Below are 23,503 nucleotides of genomic sequence, written 5' to 3' on the forward strand. Positions count from 1 at the left end.
TCGGAGGGATTTCAAACCGGGTTCATAGTCTCAACGCTAATGCTATAATGGTGTCACGTCGAGGTCAAGGAAAAGTGCGTACTACGGGTTGCCGGTGTCCAAACCGCGGGGGGCGGACCCCGCCACAGCGACTCCCGGGCACAGGCTTGAGAACTCGAGGGTTCACGCGCCTCCGAGAGGCGGATATAGGCATCAGACTTTGCGATCACTGACACGTCGAGGACCCAACGGCCCTGGACGCGGGGAAAACTACGCTGACTGATCGCCAAGGAGAGAGCATCTGATCAAATCACAAGACCTGGAGCTCAATGGTCTTCGGCTAACCCTGGGGCACGACCACAACCAGAGAAGTGAGCACGAGGATAAATGACACCGCGACCAGCAGCGATAGGCGCACATCACTCGATTGTTCTCCCGTAGGTGAACACCCGCAGGCCATTCCACATCTCAAATTTCCTGATAATCCAAAAAAGCGTAATATTGGATTATGAGCCTAGAAAATCGCGTCGAGGCTCTTGAGAGCCGCCTCGCCGCCCTGGAGGAAAAACGCCAGACGACGCCTGCCGCGGGTGACTTCTGGGCTCTCGACACACTGCGCAAACAGGCGAACCCCAAAGAGGGCGCGGTGCTGTGGACCGGGACCGTCCCGACCTCAGATGGACCCGTTGAATGGCAGATGCAGCGCTCCGCCGGCTCCCTGATTGACATCGAAGACACCACTCCATTCGCAGACCGCCTCTCAGCCCTGGGGAATCCCGTTCGCGTTTCCCTGCTGCTGTCAGTTCTGCGGGGCACGACCCGATTGACAGACCTTGCTGATGAGCTTGACCTGGCCTCCACAGGGCAGCTCTACCACCACGTCAAGACTTTGTCCTCAGCGGGCTGGCTTCGGGGTCACGGCCGCGGACAGGTCCAAGTGCCGGCCGAGCGAACGGTCCCACTTCTGGTCATCCTTGGGGCCACCCAGTGAACCTGAAGCGGCGCGGAAATCGGAAATTGGTCATTGTGATGGCTGCTCTAGCCACCCTCGGTGCTCTGTTGGGAGCTGCACTGCGTCCCGGCGCAGGCTCGATTGACGACCACTCCCCGGTGGAGGGCGATACCGACCTCGCCGCAGTGGCCCTGGAACAGATACCGAACTCCGGCGTCTACGCACTCACGGTAGCCGAAGTCACCCCCGAGGGAACGCGCCTTGCCTCGATTAATGCGCCACTCGACGCCACTTTCGAGATCGGATCCGTGACCAAGGGTGTGACCGGGCTGATCTATTCCGACGCCCTGGCCCGCAACGAGGTTCATTCCGAGACCCAACTTGGTGAGATCCTCGATCTTCAGGAGGGCGACCCCGCAGAGATCACTCTCGCGGAGCTGGCCCAGCATCGCTCAGGGTTGCCTAGACTGTCGCAGAAGCCCGGCGATCTGGTGCGGAGCAGCGTGATGAGCATCCTGGCGAAGAACCCCTACAACACTTCGCCTGAGGATGTTTCCGCCGAGTTGAATCAGGTGTCCGTGGGGGAAAAACAGCCTCGCTATTCCAACCTAGGGTTCGCCGTACTCGGCCAGGCCCTGGTCCCGCGCACGGGACTGAGCTACCCGGAACTAGTGGAGCAGCGTATCGCCTCCCCGCTCGGGCTGGAGAACTTCTATGTACCTGTGGGAGGCGAGGAAGGATTAGATGAGAACGCTGTCCAGGGGCGGGATGCCCAGGGAAGAACCCAACAGGCTTGGACCGACTCTGGGCACGCCCCGGCCGGCGGTATTCGGGCTGACGCAGCGAGCATGGCCTTATTAGCGGAGGCGCTGCTAGACGGCTCCGTACCCGGAATCGAAGCCCTGGAGCCCACCGCCAATTTTGATGAGGACCGCATCGGGAGCGGTTGGTTCCTCTCTGAGGTCCAGGGCAGCACGGTGATCTGGCATAACGGCGGCACCGGTGGTTTCAGCAGTTGGTTCGGTATCGACCAGGAGCGTGGCACCGCTGTTTTCATCGCCGGGGCGACGACGTCGTCGCTGGATGAAGCGGGCCTCGGCCTCCTGCTGGAGGCCGGTAGGTGATGCAGACCCTGCTGCCCTGGTTACTCCTGGGCATATGTCTTGCGACGCTCGTAGGCATGACTGGCGCGGCCTTCCACGCGACCGACAGGCGCGCCCTGCTCAGCCAGGCGCTCTGGGTGACAGTCTTCATCGTCTACACCCGCGCAATGCTTCCAGCCGGTGGGATCATCAGCTGGCTCTGGGTCGGCTTCGTGGCCGGCTTCTTTGCGCTCTTGGCCCCGGCGTGGATGCACTGGCGTCGACTCCCGCTCTTTTCCGAGGGCACCAGCCGGCTGCGCCGATGCCTGGCAATTACCGAATGGGGGCTTCTGGGCAGCGCTGCTCTAGTTCTTGGCTGGACTTTCCTCTGAGACGCAGGAGCGCGGCAGCAGGGAATCACCGGCACTGTTGGATCAACGTCATGTGCCGCGGGTAGAGCTTCGCCTCCCCTCGCCCGGAAGCATTGTCTACGAGGACGACGTCCGGGTGGTTGCCTGCCACTCACCTGAGGAGCAGACCGCATGGGCTCCTCCCGCGGCGCGCAAACCAGCGAATGAAGTGTGGTGGGCCCTGCGGGATTCGAACCCGCGACCAGCGGATTAAAAGTCCGATGCTCTACCAACTGAGCTAAAGGCCCTGGTCTTGTTGGGGTGGCCGATAAATGGCCAGAAACCATGGTATCTCAGACCGAGCCACAACCATACTCAGCGCCCAGATGCGACCGCGCCGCCAGAGACAGATATCATGGCGGTCCCATGACCAATGCCCCGCGTTACCGCCGCCCTGCGTACTCGGACCCTGCGTCGTTCGACCGGCGTGAAGGGGGAGCTGACCCTGCCGATATCTCACAGGCAGCCCACGACACTGCACATGCGGTGATCAATCAAGGGCGCGACGCCGCCGATCCAGAAACCACCGAACGCTTCGTCAAACTCGCCGAGACCGAAGGTCTTGAAGCAATCGCCGAACTCTGGGCCCATTCTCCTGCACGGTCTCTGGCCGGTGCGCTCTGGAGGATCTACGCCTTGCGGTCGGCGATCCGCAAGTCGCCCGAACGCATGAGCGAGTACTACCGCCTGGGACGGAGCCACTCCGCGCCTTCTGCGATCGCCGGAGTCGCCGAACCACCCACCGCAGAGGAGATGAACCGGCTCACCGATCGGCTGCTGGCCGGAATGTATGCCGGAGACATCGACGTCGCCTTCGACCGAGCCGGGGCCTTCTGCCGCGTCATCGCCCGCGGGCAGGCTCTCTGGGCTGATAAAACACATGTGGAACCCCGCGACGCCAGGATCCTCACCGACAAAGCGAACCGGCTGGTAAAGACTGCTGAAGAACTTGAATCCTCGGCTCGAGCGTTCCGCGATGGCGCACTGGATTGAGGGCTGTAACATAGCCTCCACTGCGCCGAACGGCGCTCGCACCACTCACACCACAGGAGATCCCCGATGAGGTCTTTCACACCCAAAGCACTATTCAGTCTGGCTGCGGTCGGCGTACTCGCTCTTTCCGCCTGCGGCGAGGCTCCCGAGGAGGAGCCAGAGGAGGACGACGCCGCGGCTGAGGAGAACGGCGAAGCTCAGGCCGACGACAACTCCGACTTCACCGCCTGCCTCGTCTCCGATGCGGGAGGCTGGGACGACCAGTCGTTCAACGAATCAGCATTCACCGGCCTCCAGAACGCGATCGAGGACTTCGGCATCGAGTCTGCGACCGCTGAATCATCATCAGACTCCGACTTCGGTCCCAATGTTGATGCCATGGTGCAGCAGGGCTGTGACCTCACCTTCGGTGTGGGTTTCCTGCTGGAAGACGCCATTGACGAAGCCGCTCAGGAGAACCCTGACCTGAGCTTCGGCATCATCGATTCCACGCTGCCCAGCGAACCGGACAACGGCAAGCCCTTGGTGTTCAACACTTCCGAGGCCGCCTACCTGGCCGGCTACGTGGCAGCATCGATGAGCGAAACAGACACTGTGGCCACATTCGGTGGCATTCAGATCCCTTCAGTCACCGTATTCATGGATGGCTTCGCCGACGGCGTGGACCGCTTCAACGAGGACAACGACGCCGATGTCAGCCTCCTCGGCTGGGACAAAGAAGCCCAGGACGGGTCCTTCTCCGGCGACTTCGACGATCAGAGCGCCGGCCGCGCCCTGACTGAACAGTTCCTGGCCCAGGACGCCGACATCATCATGCCCGTCGCCGGCCCCGTAGGGCTGGGTGCCGCAGGCGCGATCGAAGACGACGGCGACGCCAAACTGATCTGGGTCGACACCGATGGATACGAGTCCACCGACTACGGCGACATCATCCTCACCTCAGTTTTGAAGCAGATTGCACAGGCCGTCTACGACACTGTGGAAGAAGGCGCCGCTGGTGAGTTCACCGCGGAACCATACGTCGGCGACCTGGAGAACGAAGGCGTGGGTCTGGCACCGTTCCACGACTTCGAAGACGAGGTCCCTGACGAGGTCAAGGACAAGATCGAGGAACTCACAGCAGAGATCATCAGCGGCGAGACCGTCGTCGAATCAGAGAACGCACCTCAGTAGCACCGGTCACCGTAGCGCGATACGTCTGAGGAGAACACGTGGCATGAAGCTGCAACTCAAGGGTGTCACCAAACGGTTCGGCACCTTCACCGCCAATGATCGAATTGATCTGACGGTGCAGCCTGGGGAGATCCACGCCCTGCTCGGTGAGAATGGGGCGGGCAAGTCGACCTTGATGAACACCATTTACGGGCTGTACTCCCCTGAAGAGGGCGAAATTCTCCTCGACGACAAGCTCGTGACCTTCAACGGGCCCGGCGACGCCGTGGAGGCCGGGATCGGCATGGTGCACCAGCACTTCATGCTGATCCCGGTCTTCAGTGTCACCGAATCCGTCATGCTCGGCTACGAACCCACCAGAAAAGCCGGAATCATTGACTTCGCGGAAGCTCGGCGGCGGGTCCAGGAAATCTCCGCCCGGTTCGGTTTCGACGTTGACCCAGACGCCATGATCGAAGACCTCCCGGTCGGTGCCCAGCAGCGGGTGGAGATCATCAAGGCCCTCTCCCGTGATGCGAAGGTACTCATCTTGGATGAGCCCACGGCGGTCCTCACCCCACAGGAGACTGACGAGCTCATCACCATCATGCGCCAGCTCCGAGAGTCCGGGACATCCATCGTCTTCATCACGCACAAACTCCGTGAAGTCCGCGCCATCGCTGACAAGATCACGGTCATCCGGCGCGGCAAGATTGTCGGTCAGGCCTTACCAGAATCCACTGAGACCGAACTGGCTAGCCTCATGGTCGGCCGTGAGGTCAACCTCACCACCCAAAAAGAGCCTGCCGAACCCGGTGACATCGGCTTCTCCGTCAAAGATCTGACGGTGCTCTCCGGGGCTGGGAAGGTAGTGCTCGACAACGTCAACCTCGACATTGCTCGCGGTGAGATTCTCTGCGTCGCAGGGGTTGACGGCAACGGTCAGACTGAACTCGCCGAAGCCATCGTAGGGCTGCGCAGCGCCGTGGCCGGAACCATCACGTTGGACGGCACCAACCTGCGGCGAATGAATGTCAAAGAACGTCTCAACTCGGGCATTGGTTTCGTCCCTGAAGACCGCTCCACCGACGGCGTCATCCCCGGCTTCACCGTCACCGAGAACTTCGTACTCGACCAGTACGATCAGCAGCCCTACTCCAACGGTGTCGCCATGAAACCCAGCGTGATGCGCGAGGCCGCTGTACAACAGATTTCCCGGTTCGACGTCAGGCTCGGCACCGTGGATGACCCCATCTCCACCCTCTCTGGCGGAAACCAGCAGAAGGTCGTGCTCGCCCGTGAGATGAGCCGCGATATCCGGTTCTTCCTCGCCAGTCAACCCACCCGCGGGCTGGACGTCGGATCCATCGAATTCGTCCACCGCACGATCATCGAAGAACGCGACAAAGGCACCCCGTGTCTGATCGTCTCCACTGAACTTGATGAAGTGAGCAACCTCGCTGACCGGATCGCGGTGATGTACCGCGGAGTCGTGGTCGGGGTCGTGCCAGGAGACACCGACCGAGACGTTCTCGGTCTCATGATGGCCGGCGTGCCAGTGGAGGAAGCCTACGCCCAAGCCAAAGACCATCACACCATCCTCGGCGAGGCGGACGAGGAGGCCCAAACATGAGCACAGAGAAGAAGAACAACGACGACGCCCCAGCGGCACCCGGCGGTGCTCTGAAAGAGGCTGAATCACGGCTGCACTATGCGGTGCGGGAGCTCTCCCAATCTTCGTGGGTCATCACGCTACTGTCCGTGGTGGTCGCCCTCGTGGTCGGTGCCCTGCTGATCCTGGCCACCAACCCACAGGTGCAGGCCACTACGGGGTACTTCTTCGCTCAGCCCGGGGACTTCTTCCTTACCAGCTTCGAAGTAATCCGCGACGCCTACTCCGCGCTGTTCCGCGGCGCGGTCTACGACTGGCAGGCAGCGACCCCAGACCGGGCCATCCGGCCCATCACCGAAACCCTGGTCAACGCGGTGCCGCTCATCCTTGCCGGCCTGGGCATCGCCATCGGCTTCCGCTCCGGGATGCTCAACATTGGCGGCCAGGGCCAGATCATTCTGGGGGCAACCTGCGCAGCGTTCATCGGCTACGCCTTCAATCTCCCCGTGGGCGCCCACCTGTTGCTCGCACTGGTTGGAGGCGCACTGGGTGGTGCCATCTGGGGCGGCATCGCCGGCGTACTCAAAGCCAAGACCGGCGCCAATGAGGTGATCGTCACGATCATGCTCAACAACATTGCCCTCTACCTACTCGCCTGGCTGCTGCGTCAACAGTGGTTTGTCCAAACCGGCTCAAACCAACCGATTGCCGCGCCTGTCGAGGATTCCGCCCGGCTTTTCGGCCTCCTGGGCACCGGGTTCCGCCTGCACGCCGGCATCCTGCTTGCGATTGCCGCCACAGTGTTCGTCTGGTGGCTGCTCGAACGCTCCACTCTCGGTTTTGAATTCCGTGCGATCGGCGAGAACCCTGACGCCGCCCGCACCGCAGGAATCAACGTTCCCAAGGCCACCGCACTGGTCCTGATCATCGGTGGCGGGCTCTGCGGACTCGGCGGCGCCGCCCACCTTCTCGGGACGGAATACCGCCTCGGGGCCGGCATCGCGGGAACCCTCGGCTTCGACGCGATCACCGTGGCCCTGCTCGGGCGCTCCAAACCTCTGGGCACATTCCTCGCCGGCGTCCTCTTCGGAGGGCTGCGGGCTGGCGGTGTGCTGATGCAGGCTCAAACCGGCACGCCCATCGACATTGTGCTGGTTCTGCAGTCCGTGATCGTGCTGCTGATCGCCGCTCCTCCCCTGGTGCGCGCCATCTTCTTCCTCCCCAACCCCGACGGCACAGCAAAATCACCACGACGACGGCGCCTGAAGGACCAGCAGGCCGCGGAAGCCGCCCAGGAGCCCGCGCCTACTCAGGAGGTCACCAAATGAGCGACCAGCACACCCCCGAGCAGGTCACCGATGCGGAGACCACCGCTGTTCACGCTGAGCCACGCCAGGAGGCGGAAGCCAGGCTGCAGCCGATCAAGTGGAAGTTCCCGATCACCTACGCGCTGCTGGCGCTGCTTTCGCTGAGCGCTTTCACGTTCCTGAGCCCCACCGGGGCAGTCACTCAGTTTCGGCTAGCCACGGGAAGCGACTTCGTAGCCCTACCAGCAGTCAACGTCCCATCCTTCGCAGGTGCCCTGGTGCTCAGCCTGCTGCAGCTGGCGATGGCCGCACTGGCCATCTACTGTGCTGCGCGCCGCATCAAGCTCGGCGTCTGGCTGCCGATGTTGTTCGGACTGTTCTTTGTGCTGGCGTTTCTGATCTACGCCGGTGCAGGCCGTGGTGCCTTCATTCCTGTGGTGACCTTGCTGGCCGGCGCGCTGATGCTCTCGGTGCCGCTGATCTTCGGCGCCATGTGCGGCCTGGTGGGTGAGCGCTCTGGCATCATCAATATCGCCATCGAAGGGCAGCTGCTGGCCGGTGCGTTCCTGGCCGCAGTGGCGGCGTCGTTCTTCACCTCCGCCTACGTGGGACTGCTGGCCGCACCCTTTGCTGGGGCAGCCGTGGGGGGACTGCTGGTCTGGTTCGCGGTGAAATACCACGTGAACCAGATCATCGTTGGCGTGGTGCTGAACGTGCTGGTTATTGGTCTGACGAGCTTCCTCTACTCCACGGTGCTGACGCAGAACTCGGAACTGTGGAATGCCCGCCAACAGCTGCCACGGCTGCCTATCCCCGGACTGAGCCAGATCCCGATCATCGGACCGGTGCTGTTCAACCAGACCATCCTGGTCTACCTGATGTACGTGATTGTCTTCGCGCTGCACATTCTGGTGTTCAAGTCCCGGTGGGGGCTGCGGATGCGCGCAGTCGGTGAACATCCCAAAGCAGCGGACACCGTGGGCATCAACGTTCCGCGCACCCGAATCTTCAATACTGTCCTCGCCGGTGGTATCGCCGGTCTGGGTGGCGCGTATTTCACCGTGGGGCAAGGTCTGGCATTCGGGCAGGAGATGTCGGCCGGGCAGGGATTCATTGCTCTGGCGGCGATGATCCTAGGCCGCTGGAACCCTAAGGGCGCGCTGCTGGCCGCCCTGCTTTTCGGGTTCTCCACCTCCGTGGGACAGGTGCTCTCCACCATCGGCACGCCGGTGCCCTCGGAGATGCTCTTGATGCTGCCGTACGTGATCACGATCTTCGCCGTGGCCGGATTCGTAGGTCGCGTCCGTCCGCCTGCAGCTGAAGGTGTTCCGTACATCAAGTAGCACCTGCCGCTCCTCCCACCACCCCGGTTTTACCCCGCCATTCTCGATTTACCCTGCGCTATCGCGGCATGTATAGAAGACAGGGTGGGGTAAAACGGAGTGCGGGTGGGATTCTCAAGAATGCGCAGTGCTCTGAAGCCTGCGGACTGGGTCGCAGCTTGACCGAATCGAGGGTGCAACGGCAGACTGGTCCACAGGTGTCGGGCTGCAGGTAACCCCCGGGCTCCAACCTTTAGCCGCTACGAGCGGCCACGCGCCGTGAGGCGTTCCCAGCCCGACACCGCCCCACCTCTCCCCCAACCGGGAAAAGGTTCTGCTCTATTGACCGAACCGCCGGGAGCGAACCCGTACTGGAACGTTTGATACGCCGTTCGTGCCGACTCTGCGATATTCTGTCCGGCGGCTATTCACTCAGTAGCTATACACTCACCACTTGTAGGACACCTGTCGTTCATCTCTAACGGCCGGAATCATCGCACGCACCGGGGGCGCTACAGCATGAAAGCTCTGAACCGCCAGCGCAAACATCAATCGGCAACACTGCTGATCGATATCACTGGTGAAGTTCGCTCTGGCCTAGGACTGCTGGCCCAACTGCTGGGGACCCCTGCAGGAGAACTCGCCTCCCACCGCGAGGAGCTCTTGGGACTTGAGGGGCGAGCCATGGATCTCCATTTCAATCTGATGACTCATATTCGCAGCGTGTTTCTCACGCCCCTGCCGCGTCAAGACATCTTTGCCATCTCTCAGCAGCTCAACCGCACTATGGAACACGTGGTCGCCGCTGGTGATCTGATCCTGCGGCGCAAGAGCCTCGAGCTGCCCAAAGAGGCCGCTGAGATGCTGGAATCACTGACCCGCCAGGCGGAGCTGACTGGTGAGGCCATGGGGAGACTGGATGACTTCGACCACTTGGAAATCTACTGGGTGCAGGTGCAGCGGCTGAGCAAACAGGCCAACCGGCGTCACCGTGATTGGGTGACCTCAACGGACTCGGCTTTCCAGCCGAACATCGCCCAACAGCAGGCCCAGCTGGCCGACCAGATCCTCGCCGCAGCCCACTCGCTGCGGCAGGTCGCCGCCATCTGCGGATCGATCATCGTACGGGAATCCTAGAAGGTGGAGGTTCTGCTGCTGGTCCTTGTCGGCGTCATTATGGCGCCGACGCTTTATGTGGCGGGCCTTCATGATGTCCCCAACTCGATCGCCATCCCGGTCCGCACCCGAGCGCTGACTCCCCGTATGGCAGTGCGAGTAGCGGCAGCATTCAACACTTTGGGCGTGCTGTTGGCGCTGCCCGTGGGGCTCTACCTCTACTCATGGTTCGAGTTTCCCGCGATGGAACCGCAGTTGGCGCTCAGCGTCGTGGTCGCATCCCTGGTAGCAATACTTACCTGGAACGTCTTCACCTACTTCCGGGGGATGCCGACCTCGATCACGCACGGCCTGCTGGCAGCTCTGCTTGGTGGCACGCTGGCCGCAGTCACTGTCGGAGATGTCCGCACCGATGACATCTTGTCTCTCCCCTGGCTGACTCCGCTGCTCACTCTGCTTGTCTCACCTCTGGTGGCCTTCGGCCTAGCGTATGTTCTGGTGTTCGCTGCGGTACGGATCGCCCGGGGCGAAGACCCCCACGACGTGAACCGAGTCGCCCGGGGCCTGCAGTCCGTTTCGGTAGGGGTCACGTCATTGGGCACGGGCCTGCAGCAGGGCCAGCGATTCGCGTTCGTTCTGCTGATTGCACTGGGGGCGGCAGGAGTCGCTGACCCCGTGGGTTGGATGGGCCCGGCCTATATGGCGTTTGCCGTGTTGATCGGTGCCGGCGCACTCCATGGGGGTTGGCGGATCGGTCATGTACTGGCCCACCGTCTGGTGGCCATAGACCCGCTGCGTGGAATGGTGGCCACGACGGCGACCTCAGGACTTCTCTTTTTGGGCTCCTTGGGGCTTGCCCTTCCGCTGTCGACGTCGCTGACTGCGGCCAGTGCCATTATTGGAGCTGGATCCAACCAGCGCTTCGCGACGGTAAATTGGCGACAGTTTCGGCGCATCGCCGTCTACTGGGTAGCCACCCCAATGGTGACTGGCCTGGGGGCAGCAGTAGTGACCTTGGCGTTGAACGCCTTGATCTGATCCCGTCTACGCTGGGTTGGCATCCAAGTCGAGGATCATCCGCGTATTGCCCAGCGTATTGGGTTTCACCCGGGCAAGATCTAAGAACTCTGCCACCCCTTCATCGGGCGAACGCAGCAACTCCACATATACCTCTGGGTCGACGGGAGCTTGGTCGGCCATGATGCGGAAGTTCTGTCGGAGGAAGAAATCAACCTCAAAGGTCAGGCAGAACACTCTGGAGACCCCGAGTACACGTGCCCTGTTCAGCAGCTGCTGAAGCAGCGCGGACCCGACGCCGAGTCCTCGCCAAGAGTCTAGGGTCGCCAGAGTGCGGACTTCGGCGAGATCCTCCCACATCACATGGAGCGCGCCGAACCCAATAAGATGACCACCCCGGTCCTCGGCGACCAGAAACTCCTGAATAGATTCGTAGTACGTCACCCGTTCTTTGGGGACCAGTACACGCTTTTCCACCAGCGGTTGGGCCATGTTCACGATGCGCTGCACATCCGAGGTTTGCGCCGGACGGGTGGTGAAGTCCCCGTGATCGACGATCGTACTGGGATCTAGGCTCATTCTGACCTCCCGGTCATTTCGAATGTGTACGGCTGGCTGGTGATCCCCGAGACAGCAACGGTGAGCTCATACTCACCGGTGGCGAGATCAGCCGGCTCAGAGCAGTCCACTGCGGAGTCTGAGCGAGGCCACAGCATATTAGCGCGCTCGATCTGTCCAGGTTCAAATTCGACCTCCAGCGATTCCCCCTCAAGCTCGCACTGTGCAGTGGTGAAGACCTCGCGGCCGCCAGTGGCAACCCGGAACTCCTGTTCAGTGGTGCCCACGTTAAGGGTGCAGTCCTGACCGCCGATATTTTCAATCTCCATAATCAACAGTGGTGCGGTGGTGGCATCGTAAGCTTCATGGCTCGTTCGCGCACGAACCTCAATGTCAGCAGGCGCACAGTGTCCCTCTTCCACCGCATCCTCGGGAGGTTCGGCGTCTCCGTCGTCGGAGTCTTCATCATCTTCATCACTCGCTGGGGGCCCGTCGGTGGGATCGTCGTCCGAGGTGGTCGGGGCGTCGTCGTTGGGGTCTTCATTTTCGATCTGGGCGGACGATTCAGTCTCGTCGTCGCCGTTGGCGAAGTTCTCATAGACGGCTCGCACGCCCCAAATGGCGAGGGCGAGGAGAAAAACAGCCAACAGTGCCGCCGCCAATCGCCGGCGGCGATACACGGCAGGAGAAGGGCGGCGGCGCTGGTTCATAGTCCTCAAGAGTAACGAGAGGCTGAAGCAGAACGGCGCAGCGGCGCGGGGGTCAGAGAATCAGCCAACCCAGCATTCCTGCTGCGAGTACCACCGCCCAGGCCGGCACTTTCCAACTGTTCAGCGCAACGAAGGAGCCGATGGCAAGGACCAAGGCGCCGATCCCAACATCCAGCACCCCGGCAGTAAACACCGGGTCATAGAGAGCCGCTGCAAGTATCCCCACAACGCCGGCGTTGACGCCCATAAGTGCCCGTCGGGCTTGGGCGTTGCTGCGCAGAGACTCCCAGAACGGCAGGGCAGCGAGCACAAGTAATGCCGCCGGCAGGAAGATGGCCAGCGTGGCGATCACCGCACCAGTCACCCCGCCGGGGCCTTCAGTGGTGGAAGCCCCGAGGAAACCCGCGAAGGTGAAGAGCGGCCCGGGAACCGCTTGCGCAGCTCCGTAGCCAGCCAAGAAAGTGTCGGCCTCGACCAAACCCCCGGTGACCGTCTCAGCCTGTAGCAGGGGCAGCACCACATGGCCGCCTCCGAACACAAGAGAACCGGCGCGGTAGAACAGATCTGCCAGCGCGGCATACGCGTTGCCCGTCGCCCCCACGAGGAGAGGCAGCCCGGCCAAGAGCACCGCAAAGATACCGAGGCATAACGCAGCGAACTTCTTGGAGACCCGCACCGTGAACGCGTCGCTTTCTGCGAACTCCTCTTTGGGGGGCCGCAGCCATAGCAGTCCGATCAGCCCGGCCGCGGTGATGGCAGTTACGAGGATGAAGGGGTTGGGTAGCAGCAGCACAATAATCATGGCCACTGCGGCGATCGTCGCGCGGGGGGCATCAGGCGCAAGGTTCTTGGCCATTCCCAGCACCGCGTGAGCTACCACGGCAACTGCAGCCGCCTTCAGCCCGTGGACCCAACCGGCCTCGGAGAGATCCCCCGCACCAGCGACCCCGTAGGCGAACGCCACCAGCAGCACGACCGACGGCAGCGTGAAGGCGAACCACGCGGCGATCATGCCCAGGTAGCCCGCACGCTGCAGTCCCAGGGCCATGCCCACTTGGCTCGAGGCAGGTCCCGGCAGGAATTGGCACAGTGCCACCAGGTCGGCGTAGGCCTTCTCACTGACCCACCGCCGACGTTCCACTAGTGCTTCACGGAAGTACGCCAGATGAGCCACCGGCCCCCCGAAACTGGTCAGTCCCAGACGGAGGAACACTAGGAAAACCTCAGTGGCACTGCCCGGATGGGTGGTCCGTGGGCCAGGCGCTGGTGGGGATGAGCTCACACCCGCTATCTTGACCCGGGATATCCTCACGGTCAATATTAGGTCAATGAAGGTTGAGAGAATTAACGAGGACGGCACCGCCCATGGTGACCTCCATGCCAGGGCCGCTCGTCACGCCGCGCTCGCTGAGCCGCTGCGTATCCGCATTACCGACCTTCTGACCTTGTCCGATCTTTCGTCCACTGAGCTGCGTACGGAGATCGGTATCCGGTCGAATCTCCTCGCACACCACCTCAACGTGCTCGAAGGCGCAGGAATGGTTACGCGGAGGCGCTCTGACGGGGACCGGCGCCGCTGCTATTCGACGCTCACGCTGGAGGCCCGGAATACCGCAGTCCTGAGTCTTGCACAGGCGCGTTCCGCTCACGGAAACGGCCCCAGGCGCGTGGTTTTCATATGCACCGGTAACTCTGCTCGGTCGCCTTTCGCTGCAGCACGGTGGAACGCTGAACTGCAAGAAGAGCTCGGGGTCCGGGCAGTCTCAGCGGGCACATTCCCAGCTTCTGCTCCTTCGACCCAGTCCGTGGAGGCCGCTGCCACGTTTGGCGTGGACCTTTCGGCGCACAGGCCCCGCCCCGTCGGTGAGCTAGAGGCTCATGACCTTCTCGTCATCGTCTGTGACCGGGCATATGAAGAGCTCTCCACTCGCTTTCCGCTGCCAACGCCCAGACCGCGACACTGGTCGGTGCCGGACCCAGGTCCTTCAGGTTCGGCAGCAGCCTACGAAAGCTGCTTCGGAGACATCGACCTGCGCGTCAAGGACCTGGGATCCACGGTGAAGTTCTGATCTGCGGACTCCTGTGTAAAACAGAGTGTTTCTTGCTCGGTGTCAGACGGGGCGGAACTGAGAGATCACGGGGCAGTCCATGGGATCTGAGTAGCCCAGGCCGACTCGGTTGAGGTATCTGATCACGATGCCCCAAGACTCGACCAGGCCAGCCTCGGTATAGGTGATCCCGCGCTCTTCACAGAACTCGCGGACCAGCGGCTGCACCTTGCGGAGGTTCGGGCTGGCCATTCTGGGGAAGAGGTGGTGTTCGATCTGATAGTTCAATCCGCCCATGGCCGTGTTCATGATGCGGCCGCCGCGGACGTTGCGGGAAGTCAGGATTTGCCGCTGCATGAAGTCGACTTTTGCGTCCTTGGGGATCAACGGCATGCCCTTGTGGTTCGGTGCGAACGTGGCACCCATGTAGACACCGAAGACTGCGACCTGTACGGCGATGAATGCCGCTCCTAGGCCGGGGCCGAGCAGAAGAATGATCGCTGTGGGGTATCCGATGAGCCTGATGGCGAGGAACGCACCTTCAGTCCAGCGGTGCTTGAGGTTCTTGGTCGTGATGACCGTGTGGACCGCGTGGTAGTGCAGAACAAAACCGAACAGCGTGAGAATGGGGAAGAAGAACCAGCCCTGGCGTTTGGCGAACCAGGCAGCGATGCCTGTTCGTCCAGCAGCGTCCTCTGGGACGAAGGTCAGGGTACCGGCGGCGATGTCCCCGTCCTTGCCGATCACATTGGGGTGGGCGTGGTGCCTTCCGTGCTTCTTGGCCCACCAACCGTAGGACATGCCCACCACGAGGTTGCCGACGATGCGGGAGAGGCGATCGTTCTTCTTCCCGCTGTCGAAAACCTGCTGGTGCGCGGCATCGTGGGCGAGGAAGGCGACTTGAGTGAAGAGGACGCCGAACAGCACTGCCACCGCGAGCTGCCACCACGAATTACCGACGAGGACCAGCAGCGTACCCGCGCCGATGAAGCTGAGGGACAGCGCGATGACGCGGCCGATGTAACTCTGAGCCCCACGTTCCATGAGCCCTGCATCCTTAACGCGCTGGGCGAGCTCAAAGAAGTCATTGGTCTGCCTATTGGGGGCGGGCTTACGCTCGGACCGCGTGGCGGAAGCTGGTTCTTGGGTGATCGTCATTGTCCGCTCAAATCCCTCTCTCGCACGTGGCCACGAACCGGGCACGGTCCGCTCTTATCTCAACGATATGCGAGTCGAGTCCGCCGCGCGTCACCCGTAGGAGCCAAAGTGACCCCCTACCGGGGTACTGTCACAGTGGTAGAACAGCCCTCACCGCGAAGCCTCCGTCACCGGTTCTTCCGGTGCTCACACTGCCCCCCACCGCGGTCGCGCGTTCACGGATTCCGCTGAGCCCCAGCCCCGCCCCGGGGGCAGGCTCCACGATCTCCTTGGGGGATGGTCCATTCAGCACCGAGATGCGCAGCTGCCTCCCACCATCGTGGCTCTCCGGGGTCACCTCGACCTCCACTGTCGCTGAGGGTGCATGCCGCAGGGCGTTACTCAACGCCTCCTGGACGATTCGGTAGGCAGCAAGCCCGGTGGCAGCCGGCGCCTGGGCGTCCTCAGAAAGGTTGAGGCCGCTGTAGGTGATGGTGGTTCCGGATGCGCGAGTCGCATTGATCAGCCCATCGATGTCCTCCAAGCCCGGCTCCGGCGCTGTGGGCACCTCGTCCTCACCGCGCAGAATGCTCAGCAGCATGCGCATCTCCCCGAGGGCCTGCCGGGAGGACCCGGCGATTTCATCGAATTCACGCAGCGCGGTGGAGCTCATACCAGGTATGCGGTATTGCGCTGTGGCAGCTTGGACACTGATGACTGACATCGAGTGGGCCACCACGTCATGGAGCTCGCGTGCGATCCTATTGCGCTCCTGGAGCTCTTTGCGGCGCCGGTCCTGTTCAGCGCTGGTCCGTTCGGCGGCCTCCAACCGGCCTGCGTTGAGGATCCATATCCTGACCAAGACCCCAATGACCACCACGCCCGCGGTGACGGAGGCATACACAATACTGTTGGCCATCGCCCCGTCGGGCATCTCTGCGACACCGAGCAGCGCCACGAGCGTCAGTACCGCACCGGCACACCATGCCGATACCGCGAGGTACCACGGACGGGCCAGTGCCGCGACTGTGAGGACCGCCGACTGGGTGATCATTGACGTGACGGGCCATGGCCATGGCGCCGCACCCGAGTCGACGGCTGCCAGCATGATGCCGCCGGCCGCACCAAGGGAGAGCGCTAGTCCTATCCATGGCCGGTGCAGGGTGAGCACCACGGCCCCACAGTGGACCAGCACCAAGATGAGGGCAATGACTACGTTGACCGAGTGAACCGTGGAGGTGATCGGCCACCCCACACAGAAGAGCACCACCGCCGCGAAGCCGGTCCCGATCCAGGACCAGGCCGCTGGACTGAACGAAGCCGTGCGGTAGCTCCCGTACCCGGAGGAGGCGCCGTAGGTGCTGGTTGCTTCCCGCCCCCCTGGTGCTAACAGCGCCGTACTCAAGGACGCATCCGCTGCTGCCAGCGCATGGATGACTGCCGGCAGGGTGGCCAGCACGGCCAATCCGAGGAGGAAGAACACTCCGGCATCCAGGGCGTACTGCGTGGCCGCCGTCGGAGGAACCAGTCCCGGATTGATCAGGCGCAGCAGCTGGATGAACGATCCCTCATCCGGCAGGAAGAGTGACCAGAAGAAGTAGGTCACACCCGCGGGCCCGACGACTGACCACGCGAGCGCCACCACAAAGGTAATCAGTCTCAACGGGATCGTGATGAGCATCTCGAAGACCAGATCCAGCCACCGCCGAGGATCCTTCAGGACTCGCAGCCGGTCCTTCACACCGGACCCGAGGGCTTGGTACGCCACCGGAGGCGTCGTTGCCCCCCAACTGCGCAGTCGGGTCCTGTCCAGTTCGGCGAAACCTGAGGCGACCACCAAGGTCAATGGCATCAGCAGGGCTCCGACCCACACGATTGCGGTCGCCGCTGATACCACAGTCATGACCAGCAGCAGGCTGAAACTGAACAGGGCGATCGGGAACCCGGGCAAAACGTAGGTGTAGTCCCGAGCCAGGCGTCGGGCGATTCCCCGGGTTCGCTCAGCGTGCTGCCATGTGGACGTCATACAGTACACAGTACGAAACATTCCGCATTCTCCGCGTCCTGCTCAGGGCTGATTCTCACCAGTGTCCGGCTGATACTTCTGAGGTACCCCGCCAGCGAATAGAAGGGGCGAACACTGCTGTACCGTAAACCCGTGGTCACCACCCCTGAACCTTCTGATGTGCGCGTCCTGATTGTGGACGACCAGCATATGATCCGCGCTGGCTTCGCTGCGCTGTTGGACGCCCAGGAGGGAATCGACGTGGTCGGCACCGCTGAGGACGGGGCCGGCATTGCCCAGATTGTGGAAGACACCAAGCCGGATGTGGTGCTCATGGACATCCGCATGCCCGAGGTCAATGGGCTGGAGGCCACCCGCACGGTCCTCGCCATGCCTGGCGAGCCTCCGCGAATCCTGATGCTGACCACCTTCGACGCCGATGAGTATGTCTTCGCGGCCCTGCGTGCCGGCGCCAGCGGGTTCCTGCTGAAGGACGCGACCCCGGAGGAGCTGGTTCACGCCGTGCGAGTCGTGGCACAAGGCGACGCGCTCCTCTCACCGCGGATCACCCGGACACTGATCGCTGACTATGCCGAACGGCCCCCGTCCCCCGCACAGAACAAGGCTCTGCTGGAAGGTTTGACCGAACGTGAACTCGACGTGATGCGGCTCATCTCCCGCGGCCTGCCCAACGCTGATATTGCTGCCAGTCTCTTCCTCGCCGAGCAGACGGTGAAGACTCACGTGTCGCGAATCCTGAGCAAGCTGCAGCTGCGTGACCGGACTCAAATTGTGGTCACCGCCTACGAATCCGGGTTGGTCCGCCCCGGGGAGTAACCCCATCAGAAGGTCCAGCGGGCTCTGATTGAATAGGATCATGACGACGCCTGCACCCCCCATTGCCAAGAAGGTTCCCACCCAGCGCACCCACCACGGCGACACATTCAACGATCCCTACGAGTGGCTGCGTGACAAGGACAACCCGGAAGTTCTTGAGCACCTACGGGCTGAGAATGCCTTCACTGAAGCGATCAGCGCGGATCAGGAGCCACTGCGAGAGGCGATATTCGGTGAGATCAAGCACCGCACAGTGGAGACTGATCTCTCCGTACCAGCCCGACGCGGCAACTGGTGGTACTTCGTCAGGACTATCGAAGGACAACAGCACCCGCTGTTCTGCCGGGTACCAGCTGCGGAGGAGGCGTCGTCGTCGTTGGCCGCGTGGACCCCACCTGAAGTTTCTCCAGGTGTCCCTCTGCAGGGTGAGGAGACCTACTTCGACACCAACGCGGAGGCGGCAAAGCATCCCTTCTACTCCCTGGGCGGCATGGCTGTCAGCGAGGACGGCACACTTCTGGCCTACTCGGAAGACACATCCGGGGACGAGCACTTCACGCTTCGGCTGAGGAACCTCAACACCGGTGAGGCGTACCCCGAGTCAGTTGAGAATGTGCACTACGGAGTGCATCTCTCCCCCGACGGCGAGCGCGCCTACTATTTCACCGCAGATTCTGCGTGGCGGCCCTTCCGGCTGTGGCAGCACACAGTGGGCACCCCAGCTTCCGCGGATCGGCTCCTGTTGGAAGTCGAGGACATTACTCAGTGGTCCGGCGCAGGGCTGTCCGCCGACCGGCGTGACCTGGTGATCGAGTCCGGCAACTCCGAATGGAACGCCACCCGCCTCTTGGACACCACAGACCCTGAGGCCGAGCCACAACTGATCATCCCCGCAGAGCGAAAACTGCTGAACTCCGTCACCCCATGCGATCTGGACGGTGAGCGCATGCTGCTCATCACACACAATCAGGACGGTCCGAACAACGCTGTCTCGCTCACCAGAGCTGAGGCGCTGATGCATCAGGCTGATGCCGAAACATTGGATCTGGGCAGCACCGTGATCCAGCACGACGACGCAGTAAAAATTGACGATAGCCTCACCGTGACGGCAGCCCAAGTGCTGGTAGAGGCGCGAATCAGCGCGAACCCATCAGTTCGGCTGTTGTCCTGGGACACCGTCCGTCAGGTGCGCGACGGTGGGGCAAGTGTGGTGGCGTCGTCGTTGTCTGGTCCTAGCTTCGAGGACCCGATGCACTCGGTGAATGTGGTGCAGGCCCGATACGACGCCCCTCTGTTCCGCGTTCTGTATTCCTCCTGGTTGGTCCCGGACCGCGTCTACGACATACCGCATCATGACCCTGCACCACTGCTGCGGCGTGAGACCCCGGTCAACGACTACGACCCCGAGGACTACCGGGCCGTGCGGGAGTGGGCGGTGGCCCAGGACGGCACCCACATTCCTGTGACCGTCCTGCACCATAAGGACGTCCAGCCTGATGGCAGCAATCCTGCGGTGATCTACGGCTATGGTTCTTACGAGATCTCCAATGATCCGGGCTTCGGCGTTCCGAGACTCAGTCTGCTGAACCGGGGGATCGTGTTCGCGATCGCCCATATCCGCGGCGGCGGCGAACTTGGCCGGCTCTGGTATGAGAATGGCAAGAAGCTGCAGAAGAAGAACACGTTTACGGATTTCCTCGCCGCTACCGACCACCTGGTGGCTTCCGGGTGGGCCGATGCCGACCGTATCGGTGCGATCGGCGGGTCCGCCGGTGGGCTGCTGATGGGGGCTGTGGCCAATCTTGCTCCGCAGAAGTACCGGGCGATCCTGGCGCAGGTGCCTTTTGTTGACACTCTGACAACGATCTTGGACCCCGACATGCCGCTGTCTGCCGGCGAGTGGGAGGAGTGGGGCAACCCGATTGCGGACCCTGAGGTCTACCACTACATGAAGTCCTACTCACCGTATGAGAATGTCCACCCTGCTCATTACCCGGCGATCGCAGCTGTGACCTCACTGCATGACACGCGAGTGATGTACGTGGAACCGGCCAAGTGGGTTCCTGCGCTGCGGGAACACCAGCAGGGGCCAGCACCCATTGTTCTCAAGACCGAGATGGACGGCGGTCACGGCGGAGCCTCCGGCCGCTATGAGAAGTGGAAAGACCGCGCCTGGGACTACGCCTGGGTGGCGAGTTTCCTGGGAGCTGCAGACGCCTAAGGTGCGCGGGAACCACGATGGGACTGCCAAACCAGACTCTTAATGTGTCCCATCGCCCCTCCCCCTGGGGCCAGGAAACTCAACATAAACGCAACATCCGGTGGGACACCATCACTTGACGCTTGAGGTGTCCCACCGGATGTTGCTTCCGCAAGGATGGGGTTAGCTGGTGAACCGCTCAATGGAACGAGTCAGTTCGGCCTCGGCCTCTTCGCGGCCCTCCCAGCCTTCGATCTTGACCCATTTCCCTGGTTCAAGGTCCTTGTAGCGGGTGAAGAAGTGCTCGATCTCTTGGAGCAGGTGCTCGCCCAGGTCGCTGATCTCCTGAATGTGGTCGAACCGCTTGTCGTCTGGAACGCAGACCAATTTGGCGTCGCCGCCGCCGTCGTCAGTCATGTTCAGAACGCCGACCGGCCGGGCCTCCACCACTACTCCGGGGATGAGGTCCACTCCCGGGATGTAGACCAGCGCGTCCAGAGGATCGCCATCCTCACCGAGCGTATCGTCGAAATACCCGTAGTGAGTGGGGTACTGCATGGGAGTGAACAGCACTCGGTCTAGACGCAGGCGGTGCGTCTCGTGGTCGATCTCGTACTTCACACGCGAGCCGGTGGGGATTTCGATGGTCACGTCGCGGACAATTGCCACTGTTCCTCCTTGATGTTCAGGTCGGGTTCCTACCGATCAGCGTATAACGAGGGCGCCTTTTCCCGCTCGATGATGGCACCGAAGCGGGTTAGTGTACTGACCATGACTGAGGATCTGGGCCCGACGCTGCTCACGGAACGCTTGCGGCTCCGAGTTCCGACTGGGGCCGATACAGAGTTTGCGCAGAGCATGTATTCGAAGCCGGAGGTGGTGAGGTACATCGGCGCCGGTGAACCTGAGCTCAGCATGGAAGAGGCTGCGGCGCGCATTGAACGGTACCGGGCGAGGTTCGGCCCATTGACCGGGGTCTGGATGGTGGAGGGGCGGGAGGACCGGGTCCCCCGAGGATTCGTGCTGTTGAAGCCGATCCCGTTCTCAAGCGGCTCGACAGCCGAACAGGAGGACATCGAGATTGGCTGGCATCTGCATCCGCATGCTTGGGGATCTGGCTTCGCCGCTGAAGCGGCCGCGGCACTCCTCGCACACGCTGAGTCTCAGGGGCTCCAACGTCTGGTGGCAGTGACGCACCCGGACAATGACGCATCAAAGGCGGTCGCTGTAAGGCTGGGTATGACGGCGGCCGGGCTTACCACCCGCTACTACGACACCACCTGCGAGTTGTTCTGCCTTGACCTGTGAAGTGAATCGGTGAGACCTAACCGGCTTTCGAGGTTGAACATCACGGCAGGCCATTCGCCGGCGACGATGGAGAAGATCACCGTGTCACGCACAGTGCCGTTGGACAGGACCTCGTGTTGCCGCAGTACACCGTCTTGTTTGGCGCCAAGCTTGGCAATTGCGGCGCGAGACTGGTGATTGAACCAATGCGTGCGGAACTCCACACGGAGGCATTCCAGATCTTCGAAGGCCCGCTGAAGCATCAGCAGTTTCATGGCGGGGTTGATGGAGGTGTGCTGGACACTTCGGGACAACCATGTGGACCCGATCTCCAACCTTCGGTGTTCCTCACTGATCGCCATATAGGTTGTCATGCCAACTGCTCGCCCAGAGCTCGGTTCAATCACGGCGAAGGGCACCATTGTTCCGTCTTGATGGAGGTCTAATCGGCGTTGGATTTCCTCATCCATACCCGCCGGGGAGGGTATCCGGGTGTACCAGGTCTTCCACAGTTCGCCGACCCGCACCGCCTGTGACAGATCGGAGGTGTGCTCGTGCCGCAGCGGCTCGAGACGGACGAACTCATTGCTCAGCACTGGGATCTCAAGATACTCCATCGTGTAATCGTAGCTGGGTGCCAAGTTGCCGGGACAGTGTCTCGGCAGCTGATTTCGCGCGGGCGAGGACGCTTCGGGCGGCAGTGCCCGCAGCGGGGTAGATGCGGTTGACGATGAGTTCGTTGTTGCTGCGCCACAGATCAACCCGTCCGATAAGTTCGGTCCCGGAGAGCACGCCCATGACGTAGTGTCCGTAGATGCGCTTGTCTCTGGGTACATACGCTTCGAAGGTGTAGTCGAACCCGAATATGCGTTGAGCCCGGCGGCGGTCGCGCAGCAGTGGGTCAAAGGGGCCGATCAATCGGGCCTCCTTGATGGGTCCGTAGCCGGCAGGGTGCGCCCCCGTGTCCAGGAGCTCGGGCAGTGCGTACGCGGTTTCTTTCCATCCCGGGACCATAAGTGGCTCGAGTTTGGCCAATTCAATCCCGGCCGCGGCGTCGCTCTTGCTCAGGTGATAGTGGTGGGCGAAGTCACTGACCGTCAGGACAGCAAGACTGCCGGCTGCGCGTCGGGCCAAAGCTGCACGCAGCTGGTCAGCGGGCAGCTGTTCAGCCTCTCGGACCTCAGCAGGCAGGGCGCGTTCGGGGAGGTCAAAGAGCCGAATCACGCCGTCGCGCGCAGTAATCACCAGCTCTCCCGTGCGGACCATGAGTTCGGCCGCACCTTTGATCGCAGACCAGTTCCAGCCGGTGGTGCGTGCTGAATCCAAAGCCTTCTCTATGGTGCCGATCTGCACACCGCGAGGCGCTGAGGCGACGACATCCCGGATCTGCTGTCGGAGCCGGTCTGAAAGAGTTGCTCCTTGTTTTTCCCGGACACTCTGCCGGCGCAGCTCCAATAACCCCCAGTCTTCGAGCGGGAATATGCAGGCGACTTTAGTGAAGGACTCAAAAGCCACCGGGTATTGACCCGGCCACAGGGCAGCGTCAACATAATCAGCTCTGTGCTTTCGCGGCAAACGGGTCAGGCAGGTCAATCGCTGGGCTGTGGCGACGCGGGTGAGGGGGTCCAACTGGATCAGACCGATTCCGCGCAGCACATCGGCAGCATCACCGTATTCCCCGCTCGCACCCGGCGAGGGGATTCGCTGCGCGTGCACCACTGCCTGGCGAACCCACTCAGCAGTGACAGTCGTGGATCCATTCGGCATAGTCCAATCCTG

The 23,503-nt window shown here is 62.2% G+C and carries 22 protein-coding genes and 1 tRNA gene; 14 read left to right on the plus strand and 9 right to left on the minus strand.

Annotated features, from left to right (window positions below; translation table 11 throughout):
• Positions 1–487 precede the first annotated feature (487 nt).
• Genes FH975_RS07390 through FH975_RS07400 form a run of 3 tightly spaced genes read left to right on the plus strand, consistent with a single transcriptional unit; the run spans position 488 to position 2,405 of the window.
• The gene (locus tag FH975_RS07390) at positions 488–970 is read left to right on the plus strand and encodes an ArsR/SmtB family transcription factor (RefSeq protein WP_162320769.1); all 483 of its coding nucleotides are present in this window, start codon (positions 488–490) and stop codon (positions 968–970) included.
• Positions 967–2,055: a serine hydrolase domain-containing protein gene (locus FH975_RS07395; RefSeq protein WP_328821816.1), complete on the plus strand. Its 1,089-nt coding sequence runs from the start codon at positions 967–969 to the stop codon at positions 2,053–2,055. The genes FH975_RS07390 and FH975_RS07395 overlap by 4 nt, the downstream gene beginning before the upstream one ends.
• The gene (locus FH975_RS07400) at positions 2,052–2,405 is read left to right on the plus strand and encodes a hypothetical protein (protein WP_162320770.1); all 354 of its coding nucleotides are present in this window, start codon (positions 2,052–2,054) and stop codon (positions 2,403–2,405) included. The genes FH975_RS07395 and FH975_RS07400 overlap by 4 nt, the downstream gene beginning before the upstream one ends.
• A 190-nt stretch (positions 2,406–2,595) precedes the next feature.
• Here FH975_RS07400 and FH975_RS07405 read toward each other — a convergent pair.
• Positions 2,596–2,671 (minus strand) — tRNA-Lys (locus tag FH975_RS07405).
• A 118-nt stretch (positions 2,672–2,789) separates the two neighbouring features.
• On the opposite strand from FH975_RS07405, the gene FH975_RS07410 reads away from it, so the two are divergent.
• From FH975_RS07410 to FH975_RS07440, 7 genes are all read left to right on the plus strand, one after another.
• Entirely contained in the window at positions 2,790–3,416 is a 627-nt protein-coding gene (locus FH975_RS07410) for a hypothetical protein (RefSeq protein ID WP_162320771.1), read from the plus strand.
• 66 nt (positions 3,417–3,482) lie between these two features.
• A complete protein-coding gene (locus tag FH975_RS07415; RefSeq protein WP_162320772.1) occupies positions 3,483–4,589 on the plus strand; it encodes a BMP family lipoprotein in 1,107 nt (368 codons plus the stop codon).
• A gap of 43 nt (positions 4,590–4,632) precedes the next feature.
• Positions 4,633–6,201 carry an ABC transporter ATP-binding protein gene (locus FH975_RS07420; protein ID WP_162320773.1) on the plus strand — a complete coding sequence of 523 codons (1,569 nt, stop codon included), beginning with the start codon at positions 4,633–4,635 and terminating at the stop codon, positions 6,199–6,201.
• Positions 6,198–7,508, plus strand: a complete 1,311-nt coding sequence (locus tag FH975_RS07425) for an ABC transporter permease (RefSeq protein ID WP_162320774.1) — start codon at positions 6,198–6,200, stop codon at positions 7,506–7,508. Before FH975_RS07420 ends, FH975_RS07425 begins: the two co-directional genes overlap by 4 nt.
• Positions 7,505–8,830 carry an ABC transporter permease gene (locus tag FH975_RS07430; protein ID WP_162320775.1) on the plus strand — a complete coding sequence of 442 codons (1,326 nt, stop codon included), beginning with the start codon at positions 7,505–7,507 and terminating at the stop codon, positions 8,828–8,830. The genes FH975_RS07425 and FH975_RS07430 overlap by 4 nt, the downstream gene beginning before the upstream one ends.
• 498 nt (positions 8,831–9,328) lie before the next feature.
• Positions 9,329–9,946, plus strand: coding sequence for a DUF47 domain-containing protein (locus tag FH975_RS07435; RefSeq protein ID WP_162320776.1), 618 nt, complete (start codon positions 9,329–9,331; stop codon positions 9,944–9,946).
• Positions 9,947–9,949: 3 nt separating this feature from the next.
• Positions 9,950–10,963, plus strand: coding sequence for an inorganic phosphate transporter (locus FH975_RS07440; protein WP_162320777.1), 1,014 nt, complete (start codon positions 9,950–9,952; stop codon positions 10,961–10,963).
• A gap of 6 nt (positions 10,964–10,969) precedes the next feature.
• On the opposite strand, the gene FH975_RS07445 is transcribed toward FH975_RS07440, so the two are convergent.
• From FH975_RS07445 to chrA, 3 genes are read right to left on the minus strand one after another with little or no spacing between them, the layout of a single operon-like run.
• Positions 10,970–11,521, minus strand: a complete 552-nt coding sequence (locus tag FH975_RS07445) for an amino-acid N-acetyltransferase (protein WP_162320778.1) — start codon at positions 11,519–11,521, stop codon at positions 10,970–10,972.
• Positions 11,518–12,210, minus strand: a complete 693-nt coding sequence (locus tag FH975_RS07450) for a hypothetical protein (RefSeq protein ID WP_162320779.1) — start codon at positions 12,208–12,210, stop codon at positions 11,518–11,520. The genes FH975_RS07445 and FH975_RS07450 overlap by 4 nt, the downstream gene beginning before the upstream one ends.
• 52 nt (positions 12,211–12,262) lie before the next feature.
• Positions 12,263–13,492, minus strand: coding sequence for a chromate efflux transporter (gene chrA / locus FH975_RS07455; protein WP_162320780.1), 1,230 nt, complete (start codon positions 13,490–13,492; stop codon positions 12,263–12,265).
• A 46-nt stretch (positions 13,493–13,538) separates the two neighbouring features.
• Here chrA and FH975_RS07460 point away from each other — a divergent pair, with 46 nt between their 5' ends.
• Positions 13,539–14,279, plus strand: coding sequence for an arsenate reductase/protein-tyrosine-phosphatase family protein (locus FH975_RS07460; protein WP_162320781.1), 741 nt, complete (start codon positions 13,539–13,541; stop codon positions 14,277–14,279).
• 42 nt (positions 14,280–14,321) lie between these two features.
• Here FH975_RS07460 and FH975_RS07465 read toward each other — a convergent pair whose 3' ends face one another.
• Together FH975_RS07465 and FH975_RS07470 are read right to left on the minus strand one after the other, a co-directional pair.
• On the minus strand, positions 14,322–15,416 hold the full coding sequence (locus FH975_RS07465; protein ID WP_162320782.1) for a fatty acid desaturase family protein: 1,095 nt from the start codon (positions 15,414–15,416) through the stop codon (positions 14,322–14,324).
• Between the two features lie 130 nt (positions 15,417–15,546).
• Positions 15,547–17,421 (minus strand): sensor histidine kinase, encoded by a 1,875-nt coding sequence (locus FH975_RS07470; protein WP_162320783.1) that lies wholly within the window; start codon positions 17,419–17,421, stop codon positions 15,547–15,549.
• A gap of 132 nt (positions 17,422–17,553) precedes the next feature.
• On the opposite strand from FH975_RS07470, the gene FH975_RS07475 reads away from it, so the two are divergent.
• Together FH975_RS07475 and FH975_RS07480 are read left to right on the plus strand one after the other, a co-directional pair.
• The gene (locus FH975_RS07475; protein ID WP_328821817.1) at positions 17,554–18,237 is read left to right on the plus strand and encodes a response regulator transcription factor; all 684 of its coding nucleotides are present in this window, start codon (positions 17,554–17,556) and stop codon (positions 18,235–18,237) included.
• A 40-nt stretch (positions 18,238–18,277) separates the two neighbouring features.
• Positions 18,278–20,458, plus strand: a complete 2,181-nt coding sequence (locus tag FH975_RS07480; RefSeq protein WP_162320784.1) for a S9 family peptidase — start codon at positions 18,278–18,280, stop codon at positions 20,456–20,458.
• A 162-nt stretch (positions 20,459–20,620) separates the two neighbouring features.
• On the opposite strand, the gene FH975_RS07485 is transcribed toward FH975_RS07480, so the two are convergent.
• Entirely contained in the window at positions 20,621–21,100 is a 480-nt protein-coding gene (locus FH975_RS07485) for an inorganic diphosphatase (protein ID WP_162320991.1), read from the minus strand.
• Positions 21,101–21,208: 108 nt separating this feature from the next.
• Between FH975_RS07485 and FH975_RS07490 the strand changes: the two genes are divergently transcribed.
• A complete protein-coding gene (locus FH975_RS07490) occupies positions 21,209–21,745 on the plus strand; it encodes a GNAT family N-acetyltransferase (protein ID WP_162320785.1) in 537 nt (178 codons plus the stop codon).
• Here FH975_RS07490 and FH975_RS07495 read toward each other — a convergent pair.
• Both FH975_RS07495 and FH975_RS07500 read right to left on the minus strand, forming a co-directional pair.
• A complete protein-coding gene (locus FH975_RS07495; protein WP_162320786.1) occupies positions 21,706–22,341 on the minus strand; it encodes a GNAT family N-acetyltransferase in 636 nt (211 codons plus the stop codon). The two genes, FH975_RS07490 and FH975_RS07495, sit on opposite strands and share 40 nt — an antisense overlap.
• Positions 22,328–23,491 (minus strand): DNA glycosylase AlkZ-like family protein, encoded by a 1,164-nt coding sequence (locus tag FH975_RS07500; protein ID WP_162320787.1) that lies wholly within the window; start codon positions 23,489–23,491, stop codon positions 22,328–22,330. The genes FH975_RS07495 and FH975_RS07500 overlap by 14 nt, the downstream gene beginning before the upstream one ends.
• Between the last annotated feature and the right edge of the window lie 12 nt (positions 23,492–23,503).

Source organism: Nesterenkonia haasae (assembly GCF_010119385.1).
GTDB classification, from domain to species: domain Bacteria; phylum Actinomycetota; class Actinomycetes; order Actinomycetales; family Micrococcaceae; genus Nesterenkonia; species Nesterenkonia haasae.